Origin of the sequence: Terrisphaera buseokensis, from assembly GCF_047521145.2 — a bacterium.
Lineage (GTDB): Bacteria > Verrucomicrobiota > Verrucomicrobiia > Opitutales > Opitutaceae > ER46.
Genome location: NZ_CM134186.1, coordinates 5,731,594 through 5,754,109 on the forward strand (window position 1 = coordinate 5,731,594; position 22,516 = coordinate 5,754,109).

At 63.5% G+C, this 22,516-nt stretch carries 15 protein-coding genes; 4 read left to right on the forward strand and 11 right to left on the reverse strand.

The features are described 5' to 3' along the window. Nucleotides 1–7: 7 nt before the first annotated feature. The 9 genes from nrfD to ACLJEU_RS21605 all read right to left on the reverse strand — a co-directional run bounded on the left by nrfD (nucleotide 8) and on the right by ACLJEU_RS21605 (nucleotide 11,097). Nucleotides 8–1,447: an NrfD/PsrC family molybdoenzyme membrane anchor subunit gene (gene nrfD, locus ACLJEU_RS21565; RefSeq protein WP_414663818.1), complete on the reverse strand. Its 1,440-nt coding sequence runs from the start codon at nucleotides 1,445–1,447 to the stop codon at nucleotides 8–10. Beyond that, nucleotides 1,447–4,905 (reverse strand): TAT-variant-translocated molybdopterin oxidoreductase, encoded by a 3,459-nt coding sequence (locus ACLJEU_RS21570; protein ID WP_414663819.1) that lies wholly within the window; start codon nucleotides 4,903–4,905, stop codon nucleotides 1,447–1,449. Before ACLJEU_RS21570 ends, nrfD begins: the two co-directional genes overlap by 1 nt. After that, nucleotides 4,902–5,561: a cytochrome c3 family protein gene (locus ACLJEU_RS21575; protein WP_414663820.1), complete on the reverse strand. Its 660-nt coding sequence runs from the start codon at nucleotides 5,559–5,561 to the stop codon at nucleotides 4,902–4,904. Before ACLJEU_RS21575 ends, ACLJEU_RS21570 begins: the two co-directional genes overlap by 4 nt. 27 nt (nucleotides 5,562–5,588) lie before the next feature. Continuing rightward, complete coding sequence (locus tag ACLJEU_RS21580) at nucleotides 5,589–5,789, reverse strand: hypothetical protein (RefSeq protein WP_414663821.1); 201 nt, start codon at nucleotides 5,787–5,789, stop codon at nucleotides 5,589–5,591. Between the two features lie 321 nt (nucleotides 5,790–6,110). Then, nucleotides 6,111–6,833, reverse strand: a complete 723-nt coding sequence (locus ACLJEU_RS21585) for an ABC transporter ATP-binding protein (protein ID WP_414663822.1) — start codon at nucleotides 6,831–6,833, stop codon at nucleotides 6,111–6,113. Between the two features lies 1 nt (nucleotide 6,834). Beyond that, the gene (locus ACLJEU_RS21590; protein ID WP_457795289.1) at nucleotides 6,835–7,194 is read right to left on the reverse strand and encodes a four helix bundle protein; all 360 of its coding nucleotides are present in this window, start codon (nucleotides 7,192–7,194) and stop codon (nucleotides 6,835–6,837) included. A gap of 113 nt (nucleotides 7,195–7,307) precedes the next feature. Beyond that, nucleotides 7,308–8,552, reverse strand: coding sequence for an ABC transporter permease (locus tag ACLJEU_RS21595; RefSeq protein WP_414663824.1), 1,245 nt, complete (start codon nucleotides 8,550–8,552; stop codon nucleotides 7,308–7,310). 33 nt (nucleotides 8,553–8,585) lie between these two features. Further along, nucleotides 8,586–9,713, reverse strand: coding sequence for an efflux RND transporter periplasmic adaptor subunit (locus ACLJEU_RS21600; protein ID WP_414663825.1), 1,128 nt, complete (start codon nucleotides 9,711–9,713; stop codon nucleotides 8,586–8,588). Continuing rightward, a complete protein-coding gene (locus ACLJEU_RS21605) occupies nucleotides 9,700–11,097 on the reverse strand; it encodes a TolC family protein (RefSeq protein ID WP_414663826.1) in 1,398 nt (465 codons plus the stop codon). The genes ACLJEU_RS21600 and ACLJEU_RS21605 overlap by 14 nt, the downstream gene beginning before the upstream one ends. A gap of 130 nt (nucleotides 11,098–11,227) precedes the next feature. Here ACLJEU_RS21605 and ACLJEU_RS21610 point away from each other — a divergent pair, with 130 nt between their 5' ends. The 4 genes from ACLJEU_RS21610 (at nucleotide 11,228) to ACLJEU_RS21625 (ending at nucleotide 15,960) form a co-directional block, all read left to right on the forward strand. Next, nucleotides 11,228–12,649, forward strand: a complete 1,422-nt coding sequence (locus tag ACLJEU_RS21610; RefSeq protein ID WP_414663827.1) for a glycosyltransferase — start codon at nucleotides 11,228–11,230, stop codon at nucleotides 12,647–12,649. Nucleotides 12,650–12,823: 174 nt separating this feature from the next. After that, entirely contained in the window at nucleotides 12,824–13,933 is a 1,110-nt protein-coding gene (locus ACLJEU_RS21615) for a DegT/DnrJ/EryC1/StrS family aminotransferase (RefSeq protein WP_414663828.1), read from the forward strand. Further along, nucleotides 13,930–14,928, forward strand: coding sequence for a hypothetical protein (locus ACLJEU_RS21620; protein WP_414663829.1), 999 nt, complete (start codon nucleotides 13,930–13,932; stop codon nucleotides 14,926–14,928). The genes ACLJEU_RS21615 and ACLJEU_RS21620 overlap by 4 nt, the downstream gene beginning before the upstream one ends. 186 nt (nucleotides 14,929–15,114) lie before the next feature. Then, a complete protein-coding gene (locus ACLJEU_RS21625) occupies nucleotides 15,115–15,960 on the forward strand; it encodes an ABC transporter permease (RefSeq protein WP_414663830.1) in 846 nt (281 codons plus the stop codon). A 66-nt stretch (nucleotides 15,961–16,026) separates the two neighbouring features. On the opposite strand, the gene ACLJEU_RS21630 is transcribed toward ACLJEU_RS21625, so the two are convergent. Together ACLJEU_RS21630 and ACLJEU_RS21635 are read right to left on the reverse strand one after the other, a co-directional pair. After that, a complete protein-coding gene (locus ACLJEU_RS21630) occupies nucleotides 16,027–17,361 on the reverse strand; it encodes an ABC transporter ATP-binding protein (protein WP_414663831.1) in 1,335 nt (444 codons plus the stop codon). A gap of 103 nt (nucleotides 17,362–17,464) precedes the next feature. Then, complete coding sequence (locus tag ACLJEU_RS21635; RefSeq protein WP_414663832.1) at nucleotides 17,465–22,510, reverse strand: beta strand repeat-containing protein; 5,046 nt, start codon at nucleotides 22,508–22,510, stop codon at nucleotides 17,465–17,467. Between the last annotated feature and the right edge of the window lie 6 nt (nucleotides 22,511–22,516).

The window sequence follows — 22,516 nt, forward strand, 5'->3', positions numbered from 1 at the left end:
GTCGTGATTAGTGCTTCTCCGCCGGGCCGTGCCCGCCGTGAACGTCAGCCTGCGGCGTGACCGCCTTGAGTTCGGCCATCGGCATGACCGGCAGGAAGCGAATGAAGAGGAGGAAGAGCACCGAGAAGACGCCGAAGGTGCCGAAGAAGGTGAAGATTTCCACGATCGAGGGGCTGTAGTAACCCCAACTTGACGGCAGGAAGTCGCGGGCGAGGGACGTCACGATGATGACGAAGCGCTCGAACCACATGCCGACGTTGACGAAGATCGAGAGCACCCAGACGAGCGTGGTGTTGTTGCGGACCGCCTTGAACCAGAAGAACTGCGGCGTGATCACGTTGCACGAGATCATGATCCAGTAAGCCCAGGCATAGTGGCCAAACGCGCGATTGATGAAGGCGAAGCCCTCGTACGGATTCGCGCCGTACCACGCGATGAAGAACTCCATCGCGTAGGCGTAGCCGACGATGGTGCCGGTCGCCAACGTGACCTTGCACATGCAGTCGATGTGGTACTGCGTAATCAGATCCTTGAGCCCGTAGATGGCCCGGAGCGGCAGCATCAGCGTCAGCACCATGCCGAAGCCGGAGAAGATGGCACCTGCGACGAAGTACGGCGGAAAGATGGTCGTGTGCCAGCCCGGGAGCAGCGACACCGCGAAGTCGAACGAAACGATGGTGTGCACCGAGAGCACGAGGGGCGTCGAGATACCGGCCAGAATCAGGTAGGCCATCTCGTAGTTGCTCCAGTGGCGGTTCGAACCGCGCCAGCCCATCGCGAACAAACCGTAGAGGAACGAGCGGAATTTGTTACCCGCCGCGTAGAACCGGTCACGCAACACCGCGAGGTCGGGAATCAGGCCGATGTACCAGAACAGCACCGAGACCGTACCGTAGGTCGAGACGGCGAAGACGTCCCACTCGAGCGGCGAACGGAAGTTCTGCCAGATGACGTTCGAGTTCGGGATCGGGAAGAGATACCAAGCGTACCAGACGCGACCGACGTGGAACACGGGGAAGATCGCGGCGCAAACGACCGCGAAGATCGTCATGGCCTCGGCGGCGCGATTGATCGACGTGCGCCACTTCTGGCGCAGCAAACACAGAATCGCGGAGATGAGCGTACCGGCATGGCCGATACCGATCCAGAAGACGAAGTTGACGATGTCCCACGCCCAGTTGACCGGGTTGGCATGGCCCCACACGCCGACGCCCGTGGCGACGAGGTAGGTGATGCCGCCGACCGTGAACGAGGCGACGAAGCAGGCCAGAACGAAGCACACCCACCACCAAGCGGGGGTCTTGCCTTCGATGATGCCGCAAATCTTCTCGGTGATCCAAGAGAAGCTGCGGTTGTTTTCGACGAGGACGGCGCGCGGGAGCACCGCAGGCTTGACCTCCCGGAGAATGGCCGGCCCGTCGGCGGCGTGATCAGCTGCGTGAGCCATTAGCTAAGTCCTCCCAACTGTTTGAAGGCTTCGAGCGCGCCGTGGCCGCCCGCTTTCTTTTCCGCCTTCTTTTCATGGCCCGGCGCGGGTGCCGGAGCACCGTGCGCATCGTGACCGCCGCCGTGGCTGTCGTGCGACTGCGGGACGTTCTTCTTGTCGTACTCGATGCGGCTGAGCGGCAGCGCCTGATAGTCGGGCATCTTGGGATTCGGATTCCGCAACTTGCCGGAGTAGGTCGTGCGCGGACGAATGTTGAGGTAGCCGAGCACCGCGTAGTCCTGGCCACGCGACTTGGCTTTCACCACGGCGCTCCCCTTGTCGAGGATGTTGCCGAAGGCGATCGCGTCGACCGGGCAGGTCTGCTGGCACGCCGTCTTGATGGTGCCATCCGGAACCTCGACGTCACCGGGGCGACCGGCCTGCGCCATCTTCACCTTGTGCTGAATCTTGCCGTTCTGGATCCGTTGCACGCAGTACGTGCACTTTTCCATCACGCCGCGCATGCGAACGGTGACCTCGGGGTTCTTCGCCATCTTCACGAGTTCCGGCATACCGAAGTCGGCGAGCTGGCCCAGGTAGAGGCTGTCGAGCGAGCGTTGATTCCAGTCGAAGAAATTAAAGCGGCGGACCTTGTACGGACAATTGTTCGCGCAATAGCGGGTGCCGATGCAGCGATTGTAGGCCATCACATTGAGGCCCTCCTCGTCGTGCACCGTGGCGTTGACCGGGCACACCGTCTCGCACGGGGCGAGCTCGCAGTGCACGCAGGTCATCGGTTGCAGAGAAACCTGCACCGGGGCCGTCGGATCGTCGGAGTCGCCGGGCAGCTTCTTATTGCCCTCGCCGCCAAACGCCTCGGCGTCGATGTCGCCGGTGGAGTAATAACGGTCGATGCGGATCCAGTGCATCTCACGACCGCGCATGACCTGGTCCTTGCCGACGATCGGAATGTTGTTTTCCGCCTGACACGCCACCACGCAGGCGTTGCAGCCGATGCAGGTGTTGAGATCGATCGACATGCCCCACTGGTGCAGGCCGTCGAACTTCGGCGTCGAATAAAGCGAGTTGCCGCGGGGAATCTGCGTCGCGCGCTCCTGCTGCGACATCTTCTCGCCGTACTCACCCAGATTGCTCGGCGCATGGGACTCCATGCCGATGGTGTTAACGTACGCGGGATTTTCCTTGTAGCTGTTCGCACCCTCGTAGTTGGCCTCGCGAATGATGTCGCGGCCTTCCATCGACCAGTGCTCCTGCGTGTTCGCCAGCTTGGCGCGCGTCCCGGTGGTGGTGAGCTTGCCGCCCGTCGCGACGTACATCGCGGCCGACGTGCGCAGCGGATAGGCGTTGAAGCCGGCACCCATGCCGACGTGACCCGACACCGTGCGGCCGTAGCCGAGCGGGACGATCACGGTGTAATTGGCCAGACCCGGCTGAATGTGCAGCGGGCCGCGAATCTTGCGGCCGTCGACGGTCAGTTCGAACACGGGCGCGTTCTCCTTGCCCATCACGAACTCGGCCTCTTCCTTGCGCGCGACTTGAATCAGCGAGCCCTTGGGATCGATGCCCAGCTCCTTGCCGAGCTTCGGGCTGACGAGAATCGCGTTGTCCCAGGAAATCTTGGTGATCGGATCCGGGCACTCCTGCAGCCAGCCATTGTTGGCAAAGCGGCCGTCGTCCATCTTGGCGTCGGTCACGAAGCGCACCTCGAGATTCGCGGCGCTGAACGCCACGACCGGCTTCGCCGCACCGAGCGACTTGCTGACGGCATCGACGTTGAACCGGACCGAGACCGGCCGATAAGCCGAACCCGCCAGCACGCCGTCGTGGAGAAACTTGGCCATCGTCGCTTCCGTCGTCGCGCCCGCCCCGGCCAGGCCGGTGATCGTGGCGGACACCAACGCGTACGGATCGGGATTCTTTTCCCCGGCGAGGCGCGCGATCACTTCGATGTCCGTCAGGCCGCCAAACAGCGGGAGGATCATCGGCTGAATCGGCAGCACGGTGCCGTCAATCGCGCGGGCATCGCCCCACGATTCGAGATAATGCGCGGACGCAAGGTGCGTCGTGGCGGTCGGATTCACCGCCGTGGTCTCGTCGGCATAGTAACCGAGGCGAACGACCTCCGGTACCGACTTCTGCAGAGTGGCCCACTCGAGATCAACGGGGGCGTTGTACGCGGGATTGCCGCCGAGAATAACGAGGGTCTTGATCGAACCGCTCTTGATCGCCGTGGCCAGGCCCGTGATCGAGGTCACGCCGGGCGTCGCTTCCGCCGGAACGTACGTGACGGTCGAACCGATTGCGTCGAGCGCGGAATTGATCCCATGCACGAGCGCGTGCACTTCGGCCGGGAGGTGCGAACCGGCCACGACCAGCGCCGAACCCTTGTTCGCCACCAAGTCCGCCGCGCACTCGTCGATCCACTTCTGCGGGACGTTCAGACCCTGCGCGTACGGCGCCAAGGCTTCCGCCGCCTGCGGGTATACGGCCGACGCGAGTTTCGCGACGAACGCGAGCGCGTGGCTGCTGGCGAGGCGGATCCGGTGATCCGCCATGCTGCCCGTGAGGCTCAGGCCGCTCTCCGCCACATAAAGGCGGTTCATCGGGTCTTCCTTCTTCGTCACGCGACGGCCGGACGCAAACGCCCGGGCGTAGTAGAGACTGCCCGCCTCCGACTGCATGAAATCCGACTCGATCGACACCACACGGGAAGCGCGGGCGAGGTTGTACAACGGTTTCACCGCGGCACCGAACGCCGTCTGCGCGGCCGCCACCGGCGGTTCGTCGCTGATCGGCTCGTACTCGCTCCAGATCGCGCGGGGAAACTTGGCCCGCAACGCGGCCACCAGCCGGCGGCGCGTCGGCGAAGAAGACTCTTCCGCGAGGAACGCGAGTCCCCCGCCCTGCGCACCGGAATAATTCTGGGAGATGGTCGCCAGCAGCTGGTCCACCTGATCGCGCTTGAGCGTCATCGCGCCCTTCGTGTGCGCGGTCGCCCGATCGGGATCGTACAAATCGAGAATCGAAGCTTGGGCGATCAACGACGCCGCGCCGCCGTGCGGAGCGTAGGTCGGATTGCCTTCGAGCTTCGTGGGCCGGCCCTGGTGGGTCTCGGCAAGCAGCGGCAGCGCCCATTTGCGCAGCGGCATCGCGGTCGCGTAATACGAGGGCAGGCCGGGAATGATGCCTTCGACGGACTTGCCGTAGGGAAGAATGAACTTCTCGGGCCGGCGGCAACCCGCGAGGCCAACGCCTCCGAGGGCAAACGACGCCGCCATGATCTTCATGAAGTGTCGGCGATCGACACCCTCGATGCTGTCTGCGCCCTCGGGAAACTCCCGTTCGAGCTGCGCCTTGAACCCGGGCGTGCCGGCCAGCTCGTCAAGGCTGCGCCAGTATTTCGGGCCCGTCAGCTGCTCGCTGCCGGAAGGTGCGGAATGATCAAATTTACGTTTCATCGATGGCAGCCGGAGCAGCTCTGAGGAGGTTTGACCTTCCAATCGTGCACGAACTTGGCCGCGGTCTTCTCACCGGCGGCGCCCTGTTCGGCCAGACGTTTGGAATCGAGATTGAAGATATCCTTCGGGTCGCGAATGCGCGCTTCCGGATTGCGGTGACACTCGATGCAGAACGCCATGCTCAGCGGCTGCGTGTGTGTCACGGTGTCCATTTCGTTCACCTTGCCGTGGCACTCCACGCAGGAAACGCCGCGGTTCACGTGCGCCGCGTGGTTGAAATAGGCGTAGTCCGGCGTCTGGTGGATCCAGACCCACGGCACCGGCGTGTTGTTGGCGTAGCTCTCGCGCACCGGAGCCAGCAACGGGCTGTTGGCCTTGATGATCGAGTGACAGTTCATGCACGTCTGCGACGACGGCACATTCGAATGGCCCGACTTCTCGACGTTCGAATGACAATAACGGCAGTCGAGACCGACTTCCTGCACGTGCTTCGCGTGGCTGAACGGCACCGGCTGCACCGGTGCGTAGCCCACCCGCGTGTACTTCGGCGTCATGTAGTAGGTGACGCCCGCCGTGGCTATGCCCGCCAGCACCACCAGATAAACGATGATCTGGAGGGGCAGCTTGTTCGCCGACTTCGGAAAGAGTTTCGACATGTGCGAAAGAGGGTCCGGCGATGCCGATTAAACCGAATCGCGGCGGGCGACCGCACGCGCGTCATGGCGCAGCTTGAACTGCGGTGCCGGCGTCGAGGCCGCAGCTCCCGACGTGCCGGTGGCCGCTGCTGAGACTGACTGGGAAAACAGTTTCGGGAGCATGCTCGTCGCCGCGACAACTCCGAGCAGCTTGGCGAAGAAATGCTTTCGCGTTGAGTTGTGGGTCACGGGAAGTGGTGGGAGAGGACGAAATCGCTGCCGAAACAAGGGAGCGGCGTTTCGCTTGTAAACCAAAATTTACCCGGGAAATTTGCGAAGAAGTGAAATTAGTGCCAACGGCGACCGGAAGCGCTGGCGCTTATCAGGCTCATTACAGGGACTGAGTGTGGCCCACGGAACACACGGAACACACGGAAAAGTCGGAGTCGGGTTCGGGCCTTCGCCGCGCGTGAGCTCACACGCCACAGAGGAAGAAACGACTCCTTCGCTCCTCTTCCGTGTATTCCGTGTGTTCCGTGGGCAACCTCCGCCCAGCCTGAATCCCCGCCGCTAAACAAAGAGCCCGTCGCGCATCGGCCGCGTGAAATCACAGCGCTGCGCGATTTCCGGGTTGTGCGTTACTAATATCACCGCCTGCCCCTGCTCTTTCGCCAGCCGGGTCAGCAAATCGAAGACCAGACTCGAGTTCTTGACGTCCAGATTTCCTGTCGGTTCGTCGGCAAGCAGAATCGCCGGAGCATTCGCGAGCGCCCGGGCGATCGCCACGCGTTGCTGTTCGCCACCCGAGAGCTGGGTGCCCAGGCGGTGGGTTTTGGCCCCCAGCCCCACCGACTCCAGCAGCGAGTGCGCCCTCGCCTTCATCGCCGCGGGATCGAGCCGGCCCAGTTTTCGCATCGGCATCATGACATTCTCCAGGGCCGAGAACTCGAGCATCAGGAAGTGAAACTGAAATACGAAGCCGATGTGCTCGCCCCGGGCCGCGGTGCGGGCGACGTCGTCACTGTTGGACATCACCCGGCCATTGATCTCGATCTGCCCGCCATCCGCCTGGTCGAGCAACCCGAGCAAATAGAGCAGCGTGCTCTTCCCGCAGCCCGAAGGGCCGACAATCGCATACACCTGCCCCCGCTGCGCCTCGAACGACACGCCTTTCAACACGTGCACGCGCCCTTCATCGTGTCCGAGGTAACGATGCAGATCAGTGCAGCGCAGGACCGGCGCAGACGCGCCGGTGGGAGAAGGGCGAAGGGAGAAGGAAGAAGGATCGGGCATTTCAGGCAAAATCCTGGCGACGGACGATCATCAGACGGGCAATTCGTTTCGAGAGGCGGCGGGCGTCAAGAATCAGTGACAGCGCTGGCGCTTCGGAAAGCAACTGTACACGCAACGCCACGTGTAGCTGCGACCTGACTTCGCCACAGGAGCCGCGAGCAATGTCGAGGAACCGGATGAATTCGGGATTCGAGGTGCGCTCATAACCTTCCGCAATGTTACTCGAAATCGAAACGGCCGCGCGTTGCAGCTGCGTCTTGAACTCCCGGTCAGCACAGAGCCGAAAGCCGGCGTAAATTCCCACCGCCAGCGCCACCGCCTCCTGCCAAATCTCCAGCTTTTCAAACGTGTCTATTTCCATGCACTCCATCAGGCGTTCACTCGAAAAATCATCACTCCCTGTTTCCACCAAACCAAAGTACCGTTCCTTCTCCTTTCTCCCTTCCCCCTTCTCCCGCGCGGGCTGCGCCCGCGCTACTGCGCCGTTCCTCTCACGATGTCACCCGGCTCGAGCCGCGCGGCGCGGCGGGCGGGGATCAGGCTCGCGATCATCACCATCACCACGGCGGTCGCGACGGCCGCGAAGTAATGGTTGGGATCGCGCACCACGATGAAGTGATCGGTCTTGAAGATACCGTTGATGGGGAGCGGCACCTGTTCCACGAGCCACGTCACCGCCCAGCCGAACAGCGCGCCGATCGCGGCCCCGATCGCCAGCACGATGCCCGCCTGCCAGAGAAAGATCCGCGTGATGTCCTGCCGCTCGTAACCCATCGAACGCAGGATCGCGATGTCCTTGGTTTTCTCGAGGACGATCATCGCGAGCGTGTTGAACATCGCCAGACTCGCGATGAGCGTGAAAACCGTGACCGTGATCGCCGTCGAGACGCGCAGCGCCTTGAACACCGCCAGCCACGTGACCTCGCGCTCCTGCCACGACGTCGCCTTGTGGCGCAGAATCTCCACCATCCGCTTCGCATCCTCCGGCGCACGGTCCGGATTGTGCAGGCCTATCTGCAGGAAGGTCGCGCCGGTCGGCTTCTTCAACAGCGACCGCGCCTCGCTCATGTGCAGGTAGACGTTCGTCTTGTCGACGTCCCGGTAACCGGTCTCGTAAATGGCTGCGACGCGAAACCGCCGTGACTGGCCGCGCACGGCAATGACGATCGAGTCGCCGCGGCCAATCTGCAGCCGATCCGCCAGCACGCGGCCCATCAGCACGCCGTTGCGCGTCTCGCGAAAGGTATCGAGCGAACCGCTCGTGATCTGCTCGCCGAGATCCGACACCTGCAGGTGATCCTCGAGATTGATCCCGAAGACCTGCGGCGAGTTCTCCGTCTTGAATGAGCTGGTGATCTGCACGACGCCGTTCACCACGGCCGAAATTCCGCGGACGTTCTCGAACTCCCGCAGCGCTTCCATGATCCGCGCCGGTTCCTCCACGCCCTCGATGTACTTCACGCCTTCCTCCTGCGCGAAATACGAGTCGCTCGCGCCTGCGGCCGCCATGCTGCGCTGCGTGTCCTGAATCTTGTCGTCGATCCGGATCGCGCCGTTGATGCCGAGGATCACCTTGATGAAGAAACGCTCGAAGCCGCTCGTCGTCGCCTGCGTGACGATGAACAGACCCACGCCGAGCACGGTGCACGACAGGCTCATGAACATGGCCCGCTTCTTCGCCGTGAGAAAACGGTAGGCGATACGAAGATTGGGCGACATCACAGAAGGATCGAACCGTCGGCGCTCAGGGCGTCACTTGATGACCTCAACCCGCACGCTCTGGCCGTCACGAAACGCCTCGAGCGTGTCGACGACCACCAGTTCGCCGGGCTCCACGCCCTTCCGAATCTCGGTCACGTTCAGCGCCACAAAACCGACGTCCACTTCGCGCTTCTGCACGCGACCGTTCGTCACCACGAAGACCTTGTTGCTGTCGAACAACGCCCGGCGCGGAATCATCACCTGGTTCGATCGCTGATCCACCGTGATGGTGACTTCGCCGGTGCTGTTCGGCTTGAGCTGCTCGATGTCGTCGACCTTCACGTCGAGGTAGACGGTGAACCGTTGCGCATCGTCCGCCGTTGGCAGCAGCTTCGAGACCTTCGCTTCATATTCCTGGGTGCCATACGTCAGCAACCGGAGCCGCGCGGTCTGGCCCACTTTGACGCGGCCGAATTTTTCCTCGCTGATCTTCGCCGCGACCACGCGCTGCCGCTTGAAAATCATCGCGACGGGCTGCCCGCTGCTGATCAACGCGCCTTCCCACGTGAGCGCACCGTCGACGGTGCCGTCGAAGGGCGCGCGCACGCTCATTTTTTCCTTCCGTAGCAGCGCATCGTCCATCGCGACCTTGTAGTCGACGTCGCCCTTCTTGGTGTCGAATTCAGTCAGCCGCAGGCGCGCTTCGATGGCCTCGAGGGCGCGCTCAGCTGACTTCACGTCGTCGGCCGACACCACGTTCAACGTGTTCAGGCGACGCGCGGTCTCGAGTTTCTCGGTTGCGATGATCTTCTCCGGATTGCTCTCGAGCACCATTTTGGCGCGCGCCTTGTCATCCTTGTATTTCCGTTCCGCTTCGGAAATCTGGCGTTCGATCTCCGCGGTATCGAGCTGCACGAGGAGATCGCCTTTCTTGAAACTACTGCCCGGTTCAATGTTAGTCGCGATGACCTTGCCGGCTGCCTCGCTGGGGAGTGCGACGATGCCGCCGTCGGCGGATACCGTCACGCTACCCGTCACGGCATCGACCGCGTTGCCGCGCTCCGCCGCCTTCACGCGCGCCGTGACTTGAAGGTTCCGGAACACGACGAAGCCGACGGCCGCGAGCACCACCAGCACCACGCCGAGCTTCACGAGGAGGCTGCCTTTATTTTTTTTCACGAGCATGGCGGACGGAAAGAGAGTTCAGGACGGGGTCGTCGGTGGCGAGCGCAACGAACTGGCTCCAGCGGACCAGGAGCGCGGCGCGGGCCTCCAGCGCCTTGGCGTCGGCGAGCAAAATGCCCACCCGGGCCCGCTCGATGTCGCCTTTCGGCAGCGTGCCGAACGTGGCCTCCTCCTCGGCGCGACGGCGCGTCTCCACGGCCATCCCACGCCGGATCTCGACGAGTTCGAGCTGCTCGGCATCGAGCTTCAGCTGGCGTTCGAGGCTTTGGACGGTCTCCAGCAATTCCTGCAACTCCGCCTCGCGACGGGCCGCCATCGAGCGCTGGGCGAGCTTGGCCTCGAGCTTGGCGGCGCGGGTGGCGAAGCCGTCGAAGATATTCCAATTGGCGGAAACATTGACCGTCTGCCGGGCGACAGCGCGCTGGCCGACGGCGTTGCCGTTGACCGTGGTGTTGTTCTCGAGACTGTAGCCGGCGCCGAGATTGAACTTCGGCAGCAACCCGACCTTCGCGATGTCATAGCGCTTCATCGCCTCCTGAATCTTCAAATCGTAAATTTCCGCTTCCAAGGTGCTGCCGGCGTGATCCCGCAGCAGCGTCGCGGTCAGCACGGTGGCGAGCGCCGCGGAAAAAGCCGGCCGCGGAATGTCCGTCGGAAGCGCGTCCTCGGACAACTCGCCGATCCCCGCCAGCCGCGCGAAGGTGCGACGGGCGGAGATCAAATCGGCGTCGAGTTTCGCGATCTCGAGATCCGCCTCCCGCTTTGCCAATTCCGCTCCGGCCACTTCGGCCGACGAGACGCCGCCGAGCGCCAGGCGCTCCCGCATGACGGCGAGACTTTCACCCTGGATGCGCAGCGCCTCGCGTCCCTGCCGAAGTTTCGCCTGCTGGACAATCAGCGTCAGATACGACTGGCGCAGCAGCACCGCCAGTTCGCGGTACGCCTTCTCAAAGCTCTTGGCCGCGATCAGCTGGTTGATGCGGGAAATCGCAGTCTGATTCTTCAGCGCACCCCAGTGATACAGCGCCTGGCCCATGCCGAGGTTGTAGAAAAATCCCTGATCGCGACTGCGCGAGCTGCTGTTACCCGACTCCGACACCTCGGTCGAACCGTAGTTGAGATCGCCGCGCAGACTGGGCAATCGCGCGGCCCGGTCGCGAATGCGATAGATGTCGCGCAGTTCCATTTCGAACAGCGGCGCGATGACCAGCGGCGATCGATTCATCGCCGTCGCGAGAATCCGTTTCAGATCCGGCAGGTAATCCTCCGGCATCGTGCCGGCCAGCTCGGCGGGTTGCGCGCGCAGACAGGAACCGGCGAGCAGCGCTAGCACGGCGCGGAGAACAACGCGCTGGAACGTGAGGCCGGAAAACACCATGAATGAGCAAAAAATTCGAGGGGTCAGACCGCTGGAATTCACCGGTGATTGCAACCCATAAGTCTTGAGCCTCGACTTGGGAGCCCGCCAACCTCACCGAAGTTCCACGCTTCGCGCGCCCGCCGCCTCCATGCCGTCCGCCATTTCCGCACTCGCCCGTGAACATCTCGACCGCGTTCGCGCGTTTTATGATGCCGCTCCGACGGAACCCCAGGCCGGCGCCCGCGCCTACCGCGCCCTGCTCGCGCATTACTACAATCTGCTGATTCCGGCCGACGCCAGTGTACTGGAGATCGGCTGCGGCTCCGGTGAACTCCTCTTGCGCATCCACGCCCGCCGCAAGGTCGGCATCGATCTCGCGCCCGCCCAGATTGCCGCCGCGCGCGCCCGACTGCCCGAGGCCGAGTTCCTTGTACAGGCGGGCGAGCTGCTCGAGTTGAACGAGACCTTCGACGTCATCATCGTTTCCGACACGCTCAATCTCGCCGCCGACGTTCAGCGCCTCTTCGAACGGCTCCACTCCGTGTCGCACGCGCAGACGCGGCTGATCGTCAATTTCCAGAATACCCTCTGGCGTCCCCTGCTCTCCCTCGCCCGCGGTCTTGGCCTGAAGTCGCGGCAACCGCAGAACAGCTGGCTCGCCTCGTCCGACGTCCTGAATCTCCTGCGTCTCGCCGGCTGGAGTCCGGTGAGCCACCACGGTCGGATCCTGGTCCCTTTCCACGCTCTCGGCCTGGGCAGTTTCGTGAACCGCTGGCTGGGGCCGCTGTTCCAGTGGTTCTGCCTCACCGTCTTTCTCGTGGCACGGCGTGAACTCGCCCGCGGCGCGATCCCGCTGACCGTTTCGGTGATCATTCCGGCGCGCAACGAGGCCGGCAACATTCCCGCCGCGGTCGCCCGCACGCCCGAGATGGGCGGCGGCACGGAGTTGATCTTCGTCGAAGGCCACTCGCGCGATCACACCTGGGCAGAAATCCAGCGGGTCGCGGCGGAAAATCCGCAGCGGAAAATCAAAATTCTCCAGCAGACGGGCAAAGGCAAAGGCGATGCCGTGCGCGCCGGTTTCGCGGTCGCGACGGGCGACGTGCTCATGATCCTCGATGCGGATCTCACGATGCCGCCCGAGGAGTTGCCCAAGTTCTTCGACGTGATCGCCACCGGCCGCGCCGAATTCGCAAATGGCGTCCGGCTCGTGTACCCGATGGACGAAAAGGCGATGCAGTTCCTGAATCTCTGCGCGAACAAGGCGTTCGGCCTGATCTTCACGTGGCTGCTCGGCCAGTCGGTCAAGGACACGCTCTGCGGCACGAAGGTGCTCACGCGGGCCAACTACGATCGGATCGCGGCGAACCGCGCCTACTTCGGCGACTTCGATCCGTTCGGCGATTTCGATCTGCTGTTCGGCGCGGCAAAACAGAACCTGAAGATCGCCGACGTGCCGATCCGCTACCGCGAGCGCACCTACGGCACGACCAACATCCAACGGTGGCGTCACGGCGTGCTCCTGCTGCGCATGGTGTGGTTCGCGGCGCGAAAGCTGAAGTTCGTCTAAGCCGAGGCCATTCAGCTGCCCGCGAATAACGCCAATGGACGCGAATGAGACCAAATAAAAACGAGCACTCGTTTAGTGGTGGGAATCGGCTGGAGCGATCGGATCTAACTCTGCCGGTGAAATTCGCGTTGCTTCGCGTGATTCGCGGGAGCTCTTCCGCCGGTATCAGCTGACATGAACGTCCCGATTCTCGACCTCAAACCCGCCTACGAGGAGCTCCGCCCCGAACTCGACGCCGCGTATCAGCGCGTCATGGACTCGGGCTGGCTGCTGCTCGGCCGCGAGCTTGAGGCGTTCGAAGCCGAGTACGCCGCCAGCGTCGGCGTGAAACACTGCATCGGCGTGGCCAACGGCCTCGAAGCCATGCAACTCGTGCTGATGGCGCTGGGCATCGGCCCGGGCGACGAAGTGATCGTTCCGTCCCATGGCTACATCGCGACCTGGCTGGCCGTGACGCATGTCGGCGCCACGCCCGTCCCCTGCGAATCCGATCCGCGAACGTACAATCTCGACGCCGCCCAGGTTGCCGCAGCGATCACGCCGCGGACGAAGGCGATCCTGCCCATTCACCTTTACGGCCAGACGGCGGACATGAACGCGATCAACGCCGTCGCGAGCCAGCACGGGTTGTTTGTGCTCGAAGACGCGGCCCAGTCACACGGCGCGCGGTGTCACGGCCGGGACGCCGGCGCACTCGGCGGTGCCGCGGGCGTGAGTTTTTACCCGAGCAAGAATCTCGGTGCGATGGCCGATGCCGGCGCGGTCACAACGTCGGACGACGCTCTCGCCGACAAGCTCCGTCATCTGCGCAACTACGGCTCGAAGGTCCGTTACCAAAACGAATACCTCGGACTGAACTCACGACTCAGCGAACTGCAGGCGGCGTTCCTGCGCGCGAAACTGCCGCGGCTGGCAGAATGGAACGCGCGGCGCAGTGCGCTCGCGGAACTCTATCAAGCGCGACTCGGTGGCGTCGGCGATCTCGTCCTGCCGTTCGTCCCCGCGTGGGCGAGCCCCGTCTGGCATCTGTTCGTGATTCGCACGAGCCGGCGCAACGCGCTCCAGCAGCATCTCACGGCCCACGGCGTGGGCACGCAGATCCACTATCCGGTGCCGCCGCATCTTTCGCGCGCGTATGCGGGTGCCGGCTGGAAACGGGGAGACTTCCCGCTCGCGGAAACGCTCGCGGATCAAGTCCTCAGCCTGCCGATCGGTCCCCATGTCACGGCGGCGCAGGTCGAGTTCGTCTGCGCGCAGGTGACGGCATTCTTTCAGGCGGGATGACGACCTTTCGCGGAGACTGCATCGTCTTCGAGCCGGCGCAGCTCCTGCCGGAGTCGTGGCGGACATTCCTCGACCAGGGACCCGTGCGGACCTTCAACCCGGGCCTGCTGCGCGCGCCCGACGGCCGCGGCTGGGTGCTGGCGTACCGGGTCGTCGGCGCGGATGGCGCGCGTCGGATCGCGTGGTGCCAGCTCGATGACTCACTGCAGATCGTGGCGGGGTCACCGACCGCGCTTACGGATCTGGTGCGCTTCCGCCCGGACGGGGGTTATCCGGAGGTTGCAACGCGGTGGTTTGCCGATCCGCGGCTATATCAGCTCAACGGCCGCGTTTTTATCTACTGGAACTCGGGCTGGCACGAGCCGCGGAACTACCAGTTCCTGCAGGAACTGGATTCGTCCACGCTGCAGCCGATCGGACATCCGCGGGAAATGCTCCTGCGCGGCGACCGGCAGAAACTGGAGAAGAACTGGACCCTCTTTCCCGGCGAAAATGGGACGTGCCAGGCAGTCTATTCCGTGGTGCCGCACCGCGTGTTGCAGGCGTCGCTCGACGGCGAGAATGACATCCTGTTCGAGGAATGCGTTACGACCGCGTGGTCGATCGCCGGTTACCCGGCGTGTCATGGCGGGCTGCGCGGCGGCGCACCCTCGTACGAGTTCGCGGGCGCGCGCTGGTCGTTCTGTCATTCGGTGCACGATGGCGCGGACGGTTATCGCTACGCGCCGGCCGTGTACGCGTTTGCGCCGCAGGATCCCTTTGCACCGACGAAGCGACCGGTGAGGCCGTTGGCGCTGGGCAATCCCTTCGGCGGGCAGCGCACGCACGCGCGATTAAACCCGGCGGTGGGCGAAGTAATTTACCCTTGTGGTGCGGCGCACGACGGCGCTCGCTGGATGGTCAGCCACGGCCTCAATGACGAATACTGCGCCCTCTCCCTCCTGCCCCATGCCGACGTGCTGGCCACGGTTCAGCCGGTTTCAAGCAGTGGTTAAGGCCAGTGGGAAACGCGGCGGCGAGCGCGACAGCCCCAGGAAACATGACCAAGCAGGAAGCCATGAAGCCAGGAAGGTCCTGACGGCTGGACTCCATTTCTGCATTTCTCCGGGTTTCATGGTTTCCTGCTCAGTCTTTGTCTTTGGGCGTCAAGTGTTGGGTGCTCAAGGCTTCCAGGCCCATCCATGACGCGCTCCCTTTTCAGGTCACTGGTGGTCGATCCGCTGCAGATGGTGGCGGGGCTCTGGAGCCGGCGCGAACTCGTGCGCCAGTTCACCCGGCGCAACATCGAGCTGCGGCACAAGGGCAGCCGGCTCGGGGCGGTGTGGGCGTTGATCAATCCGCTCACGATGCTGGGGCTCTACTACGTCGTTTTCGGGGTGCTGTACGGCACGAAGTTCCGGGGGATCCCGACGGAAACGGCGTTCGACGTGCTGCTCGCGATGTTTCTTGGGCTGAGTCTGTTTCACGCGTTCTCCGAAACGCTCTCGTGGGCCCCGGCGCTGATCACCAGCAACCCGAATTTCGTGAAGAAAGTGGTGTTTCCGCTCGAAGTGCTGCCGGTCGCGCAGATCGGTGCGGCCGCGTTTCACCTCGGAGTCAGCCTCTCGCTGGTCGTGGTCGGCAGCGCCTTCAGCACCGACGGCATCACGTGGCATCTCCTGTGGCTCCCGGTGCTCGTGCTGCCGCTGTTGCTGCTGTCGCTTGGCACCGCGTGGCTCCTCGCGGCGTTGGGCGTGTTCATTCGCGATATCGGTCAGTTGAGCGCGTTCGTTGTGACGGTGCTGCTGTTTGCCAGTGCGGTGATGTTTCCCGCCGATCGGATCACAGACCAGTCGGTCACCTTGTGGCAGGTGCTGCAGTTCAATCCGGTCCTGCAGATCATCGACATCGCGCGCCACGTGGTCCTCTGGCACCAGCCCATGCCCACCGGCTGGCTGATCTATGCCTACGCCAGCAGCGCGGCGGTTTTTATCGGCGGCGCGATCTTCTTTGCCCTGCTGCGGCGATCGTTCGCCGAGGTGATCTGAGCCTCCGGAGCGCAGGCGTCCCGCCTGCATTCTCCGGAAGCAGGCGGGACGCCTGCGCTCCCGGCCCTATCCTTGCGGCCGGGCGATCGCGATCTCGTACGGCAGCCGGACGAGGCCGTGGATCACTTCCTGATCGGCGGGATTGGAGATCTCGAGCACCGCTGCGTTCAGCACCCGGTCCCACGTGTTGTCCGCGTCGGCTCCGGCCCCGCAACCGACGTCGACCGTGTATTGCCCGGCCTGCAGCTCGAGTCGGAAACGGATTTTCACCAAACAGGTCCCGCCCGCGGGCAGCTCGGCGATCAAGCGCTGCGCCACCCGGAGACCGGTCGCAAAAATCACCTGGCCGTGGCGGTTTCGCACCTCGCAGCCACCGCTCACCGCGCGCACCGGCCGATTCGCCTGCAACAAGAGGACGAGGACCGCCCAATCCCCGCTCCGAAACGTCGCGCCGAACGCGCCGTCCGCGTGCAGCAGCCAGGCCCGAGCGATGCGCACGCCTCCGTCCCCCAGCCGCTCCTTGTCGCTCAACGCCAGTTCCGGCGCGGTCGGAAGCGGTTCGGTATCCAGTGCGCTCACGTCGTCAGTGGGTGCGGGAGCATTCCCTGAAATGGCGGCCATGGCGGCGACGTACTCCCGCACGCAGGCACCGGCCTCGCCGAGAAACCGCACCCTGCCCTGATCGAGCCAGAGGGCGCGCTGGCACATGCTCAGGACGAAAGACAGGTCGTGGGTCACGACAAGCAGCGTGACGCCCTTGGCGACGAGCTCGTGGAGCCGGCGGCTGCATTTCTGCTGGAACAGGATGTCGCCCACGCTGAGCGCCTCATCGATGATCAACACCTCGGGCTCGACGGAAATCGCGACGGCGAACGCCACGCGCATCATCATGCCGGTGGAATAGGTTTTTACCGGTTGCTCGATGAACGAACCGATGTCCGCGAAGCGGACGATCTCGTCGAATTTGGCGTTCATTTCCGGGCGACTGATGCCCAGGATGGAACCGGCCAGGTAGATGTTTTCGCGGCCGGTAAACTCGGGATTGAAACCCGAGCCAAGCTCGAGAAGTGCGGTCACGCGACCCGTCACTTGGCGGCGACCCGATGACGGTTGGAGCGTCCCGGCGAGGATCTGCAGCAGCGTGCTCTTGCCGGCACCATTGCGGCCAATGACGCCGAACGAGGCCCCGTGGGCCACGGAAAACGAGACATCCTGCAGCGCCACCACGCAGCCCTCGGGCGAGCGTTCGGGGGCGGAATCGGCACTCAGGAGTCCACGGGACAGCCAGTAGCCGATCGAGCTGTCGCGGTGGTAGACCTTGCCGAGGCCGGCGACCTCGATGGCGAGGGATTCCTTTGACGAATCAGTGGACGAGTGCGCGGGTGCTGGGACGGAGACCACAGTCACCGTTAGACGCCGAAGCGTCGGACTTACCAAGAAAAAAAAAGGGCGACCGGTTTCCCGGTCGCCCTTCGCGGCGTAATATCAGTCTACAACTATCAAATTACGGCTTCGGGTCGACATTCGCACCCGCACCACCGAACACAGGCGTCTTGCTGTTCAAGTCCGCGCTGAGGCTCAGAGCGCTGAGGTCCTTCGTGCCGGTCGCCGTGACAGCGATCGTTCCGACGGCCTGCAGCTTCGTGAGCGTGATGTTACCGGCAGCCTGCATGGCAACGGTGTTGCCGAAGCTGACGACGCCACCCTGGTCGGTGACGGCAATGCTGCCACCGGACACGAGCTGAGCGGTACCGTAAGCGGTAGAGCCCGTCAGGATGTCCATGTTGCCGCTCTCCGAGATGTTGACCTGGTTACCGATGAAACGGAGGGAACCGAAGCCGACATTGGGCTGAGCGATGGTGATGTTGCCATTGCCCGTCTGGAACAGCGCGGTGCCGGAGACGCTCATCGCGCCAGCGTTACCGATGTTGCCGAGAGCAGAGGTAGCCGTGAGGTTACCCGAGGCAGAGGACGTCGTGTTGGCGGCGCCCAGCACCAGGTTGGAGCCCGGCTGACCGAGGACCGACAGCGTGACGTTCTTACCGTTGAACACGATACCAGCCGTGCTCGGGAGGTCGGTCGTCGGGTCATCGAGGATGATGTTACCGTTCGCGGCCGTTAGCGTGATGACGCCGGAGCCAGGGGACACCACGGTGCCGGCCGGCTTAACGCCGCCCAATCCCGTGTCGATGATGTCACCAGAGACGCTCGTCGCGGTGAAGGTACCGTTGCCAGCGCCCGGGAAGGACACCGTACGGAGGTTCAACGAGCTGCCTTCCGTGATGGCGATCGACTGATTGGCGGACTGGGTGGTCAGCGCCACCGGGCCGAAGTTGTTTTCGGCATTCGTCAGCGTGATGCTGTTGGTCGCATTGAAGGAGCTCGAAGCGAACACCTTCAACGGAGCGCTCTGAGCAATGTGATTGCCCGAGATGACCGACAGTGAGTTGGCGGAGGTCGAGCCGAGGGTGATGTTACCCGAGCTCTTGATCGCCGCAGCACCGAGAGCGGTGATGTTCGCAGCAACAACATTACCGAAGGTCGTGTTGTTGTTGGTCAAACCGCCGAGGGAGACGCTGCCGCTCGGAGCGCTGAGGCTCAGAACCGTCGACGTACCCGTGGAGTTGATGTTCACCGCGGCAGCCGAATCTTCGATGATGGAACCGAAACGGCTCGTGATCGAGGAATTGCCGGTCGTCGTGATGGAGGACACCTTCAGGGTGGCGTCTTCAACGAACGTGATGTTCGCCGTCGAACCGGTACCGGGCTGCGTGCTCAGAGAGACCGCGCCGAAGTTGTTACCGTTGTTGGCGATGATGATGTCGCCATTGGTGGTCGTGAACGACGCACCGTTTTCGGCGCGGAGCTTCGAACCGGCAACCTGCGTGACGGTGCCCGAGTTACCGTTGGTGAGGAACGCCGTCGTGCCCGTGCCGTTCTGCGCCTCAGCCGAGATCGACTTGGCTTCGATGTTGCCCAAGACGAGATTCCACGGATTGGCGAAGCTCGTGATCGTGGTGCCATTGGCGACACCGGCGCGAACCGAGAGATTGCCACCCGTGACGCCGCTGACCGTGAGGCTGCGGTTACCGAAGACAGCCGTGTCACCGACCGTGTTGTTGAGGACAACCGTCGTCAGGTTGTTGCTCGCGTTGTTCAGCACAACGTTACCACCGCTCTGCAGCGTGATCGTGGCATTGCTGCCGAAACCAGCCGTCTGCGTGATGTTGTTGGCCGCGGTCAGGGTCATGTTACGGAACGTACCGCCGCTGACAACGATGTTGCCGGCAGAGTTGGCGGTCAGACCCGTCGTACCACTGGCGTTGCCGCCGAGGATGGTGATCGTGTTGTTGACCGTGTCGACCGTGCGGATCGTCGTGGTGCCGTTGGCGGCGCTCAAGCACGTCGCGGCGGCCAACGAGAAGTTGGAACCGGACACGATGATGTTGTTGAGACCCTGGGTCAGGGTGACCGCGCCACCGAACGAGTTGGACGGATTTTCAAGCACGGTGCTGAACGCGTTACCCGAACGGAAGTTCGAGGTGCTGGCGATCGCAAGCGCGCCGACCTGGGAAATGCCACCCGCGTTGGCGTTGGCGCTCACCGTGTTGGCCGTCGTGTTACCCGTGAACACGATGTTCGCGGCGGTGGAGTTCACCGTCAGCGAGTTGGCCGAGATGTTGCCCAGATTGATCGTCTGGGTTTCATTGATCGTCACGGTGTTCGAGGTGACGTTGAACTGGCCGTAGGTGGTACGAGCACCGAAGGCACCGGTAGCAGCCGTGAGGCTCACCGTGCCGCCGTTGGCGATCGTGCCGGAGTTCGTCGCCACCGCCGTCGGGTTACCGCCACCGAGGAGGGTGACCGTGGGAGCCGAGGTGTAGCCGATACCGCCGTTGGTGATCGTGAAGCCCGTGACCGTGCCGGTCAGGGAGTTGATCTGAGCCGTGGCCGTGGCACCCGAGCCGCCGCCGCCCGAGATCGTGACCGTCGGAGCCACCACGTAGCCAGCGCCAGCGACGCCAGGGGCGGGGATGGACGTGACGATCGTGGAGGTCAGAACCGGCGTGATGGAGCTGGCCGCCGTGGTCGGCGCACCGCCACCGAGGAGAGACAGGGTCGGAGCAGCATTGAAGCCACCCGTGCCAGCGCTCGTAACCGCGAAGCCCGTGACAACGCCACCGGAGACCGAGGCGGTCGCCGTCGCGCCGCTACCGTTCAGAACGGTGACCTGCGGAGCATTGACGTAGCCGGAGCCACCATTGGTGACATTCAGCGTGGAGAGCACGCCGTAGCCAGCCGCCGCGGTGTTGATCGTGATCGCACCGAGAACGCTCTGGGCGGCATAGTTGTCGTCCGAAACGTTCGAACCGTTGGTGGAGATGTTCAACGCACCGCCAACCGTGACGCCCTTGGCGGCCGAGCCGATGCCCGCGCCGAGAGTCACCGCGCCACCACCGAAGGTGCTCGGCGTGGTGTTGATCGTCATGTTGCCCGTCGACGTGCTGTTCGAGAGCGTGAGGGCCGCGCTGTTCGTGACGCTGACCTGGTTGCCCGTGAGGACGAGGGTCGAGCCGCCGAACGCGTTGTTACCCGTGAGGGCAATGTTGCCGCTCGCCGAGATCGTCGACGTCGTGGAGGGCGTCGTGATCGTGCCGGCAGTCTGGGAGATGTTGCCCGCACCGGCCGTCAGCGTGACGCTGTTGGCACGGAGATTACCGACGGTCAAATTGCCGGCCGTGGCATTCATCGTGAGTACATTGGCACCGTTTCCTGCACCGATGTAATTGGAACCCTGGGCGATGACCGGAGCGGTCACCGTGATGTTGGCACCATTGGCAATGAGATTGCCCGCGATGGTCGCCGTGCCGGTCGCATTGACCGTGATGGGGCTGTTGGCCGCCACGACGTTCTGGGTGACCGTCGCGGTCGTGGTCGGATTCGCACCGCCACCGACGAGGGTGATCGTCGGGGCCGAGGTGTAACCGGAACCAGCGTTGTTCAGAATGAACGCGGTGACAGCGCCACCGGAGATGACAGCGTCAGCCGTCGCACCCGTGCCGCCGCCGCCGGAAATGACAACGGTCGGAGCCGAGGTGTAGCCCAAGCCGCCCGTGGCGATCGCCAAGGAGGTGATGGCGCCAGACGCAACGGAAGCATTGGCCGTCGCAGTGACATTACCGCCGCCCGTGAGGGTGATGGTCGTCGGGGTCGCGCTGAGGAACTGACCCGCGGGAACCGAGATCGAGACGCCGGTAACAACACCCGTGGTGGTGTTAACCGTGGCCGTGCCGGTCGCGCCGGTGACACCGGGGCTCGAGACCGTGACGGTGGGAGCCGCGACATAGCCGGCGCCCGCGTTGGTGATGGTCGGGGAACCGACCGTGCCGCCCGTGGCGAGATTGCCGATGGTGGCATTGCCCACCACATCAACCACGACGCTGTTGCCAAACGCGCTGGCGTTGATCGTGTTGTTGTTGAGGTTGCTGCCGGTGCCGAAATTGATCAGTCCGGTGTTGGGCGTGGTCGTCAGGCTGACAACCTTGTTGCCGTTCGTGTTGGTCAGGGAAACGGCGCCGCTCGTGGTGATGTTACCATTGGCGTTGACCGTGAGATTTCCGCTGATGGCCGACGTGCCGAGAATGATGCCGCTGACATCGGTCAGGGAAACATTCGCACCGGCAGCCGTCGGGTTGCCAACGGCGTTGACGGTCACGGTGCCGAAATTGTTATTCGGGTTCGTGAGGGTCACGCTGCCGGCCGTCGAGTTGCTCGTGTTGAAGTTAGCCGTGTTGCTAACAACGAGGACGCCCGTCGTGGCATTCTGGGTGATGGCACCATTCGTCGTGACCGACAAATTGCCCGTCACCGTCGTCGCACCACCGGTGCCCGTGAGGACGGCGCCGTTGGTTCCGCTGGCGGTGTTGACGATCATGTCGCCATTAACCGTCAGGGTGTTCGCGGTGACGGTCGAGCTGTAGGCGCTCACGTTACCGATCACGTTAGCGAGGGTCGTGTTGTTACCCAGCACGATGCTGCCGAGATTGGAACCGGTCAGATTGAGATTGCCAGAGGTGGTAAAGCTGAAGGTGTCGGCTTCGGAGAGGGTCGAAAGAAACACACCGCCGGTCGACTGGATGCTAGCACCACCACCGACCAGGATGTTTCCGTTCGCCAGAATGAACACGCGGCCCGTGCCCGTGAGCGTTCCATTGATCACGGCATCTGCGGGAGTACCGAGAGCGCCGGTCGTCGTATCGTAGCCGACCTTGTTCAGGACGGAACCACCGGCGACTTGGAAGCTGAAGATTTCGCCAGCGGCGATATTGAAGGAACTACCGTTCCAGACCAGCACCGAGCGATCGGATGCCGTGATGTTCGCCAAGGTGCCCGAGCCAACCCAAGTCGCGGTACCATTGGTCACCGTAAAAGGGGCATTGGTCGGGATCGCTGCCAGCAGCGGGCTCGGCAGTATTGCAATTGGCCCTACAGCCAACATCGCAACCATGAGCTTGCGAAGTGATAACCTAACAGGAGGTGCTTTTTTCATTTTTAT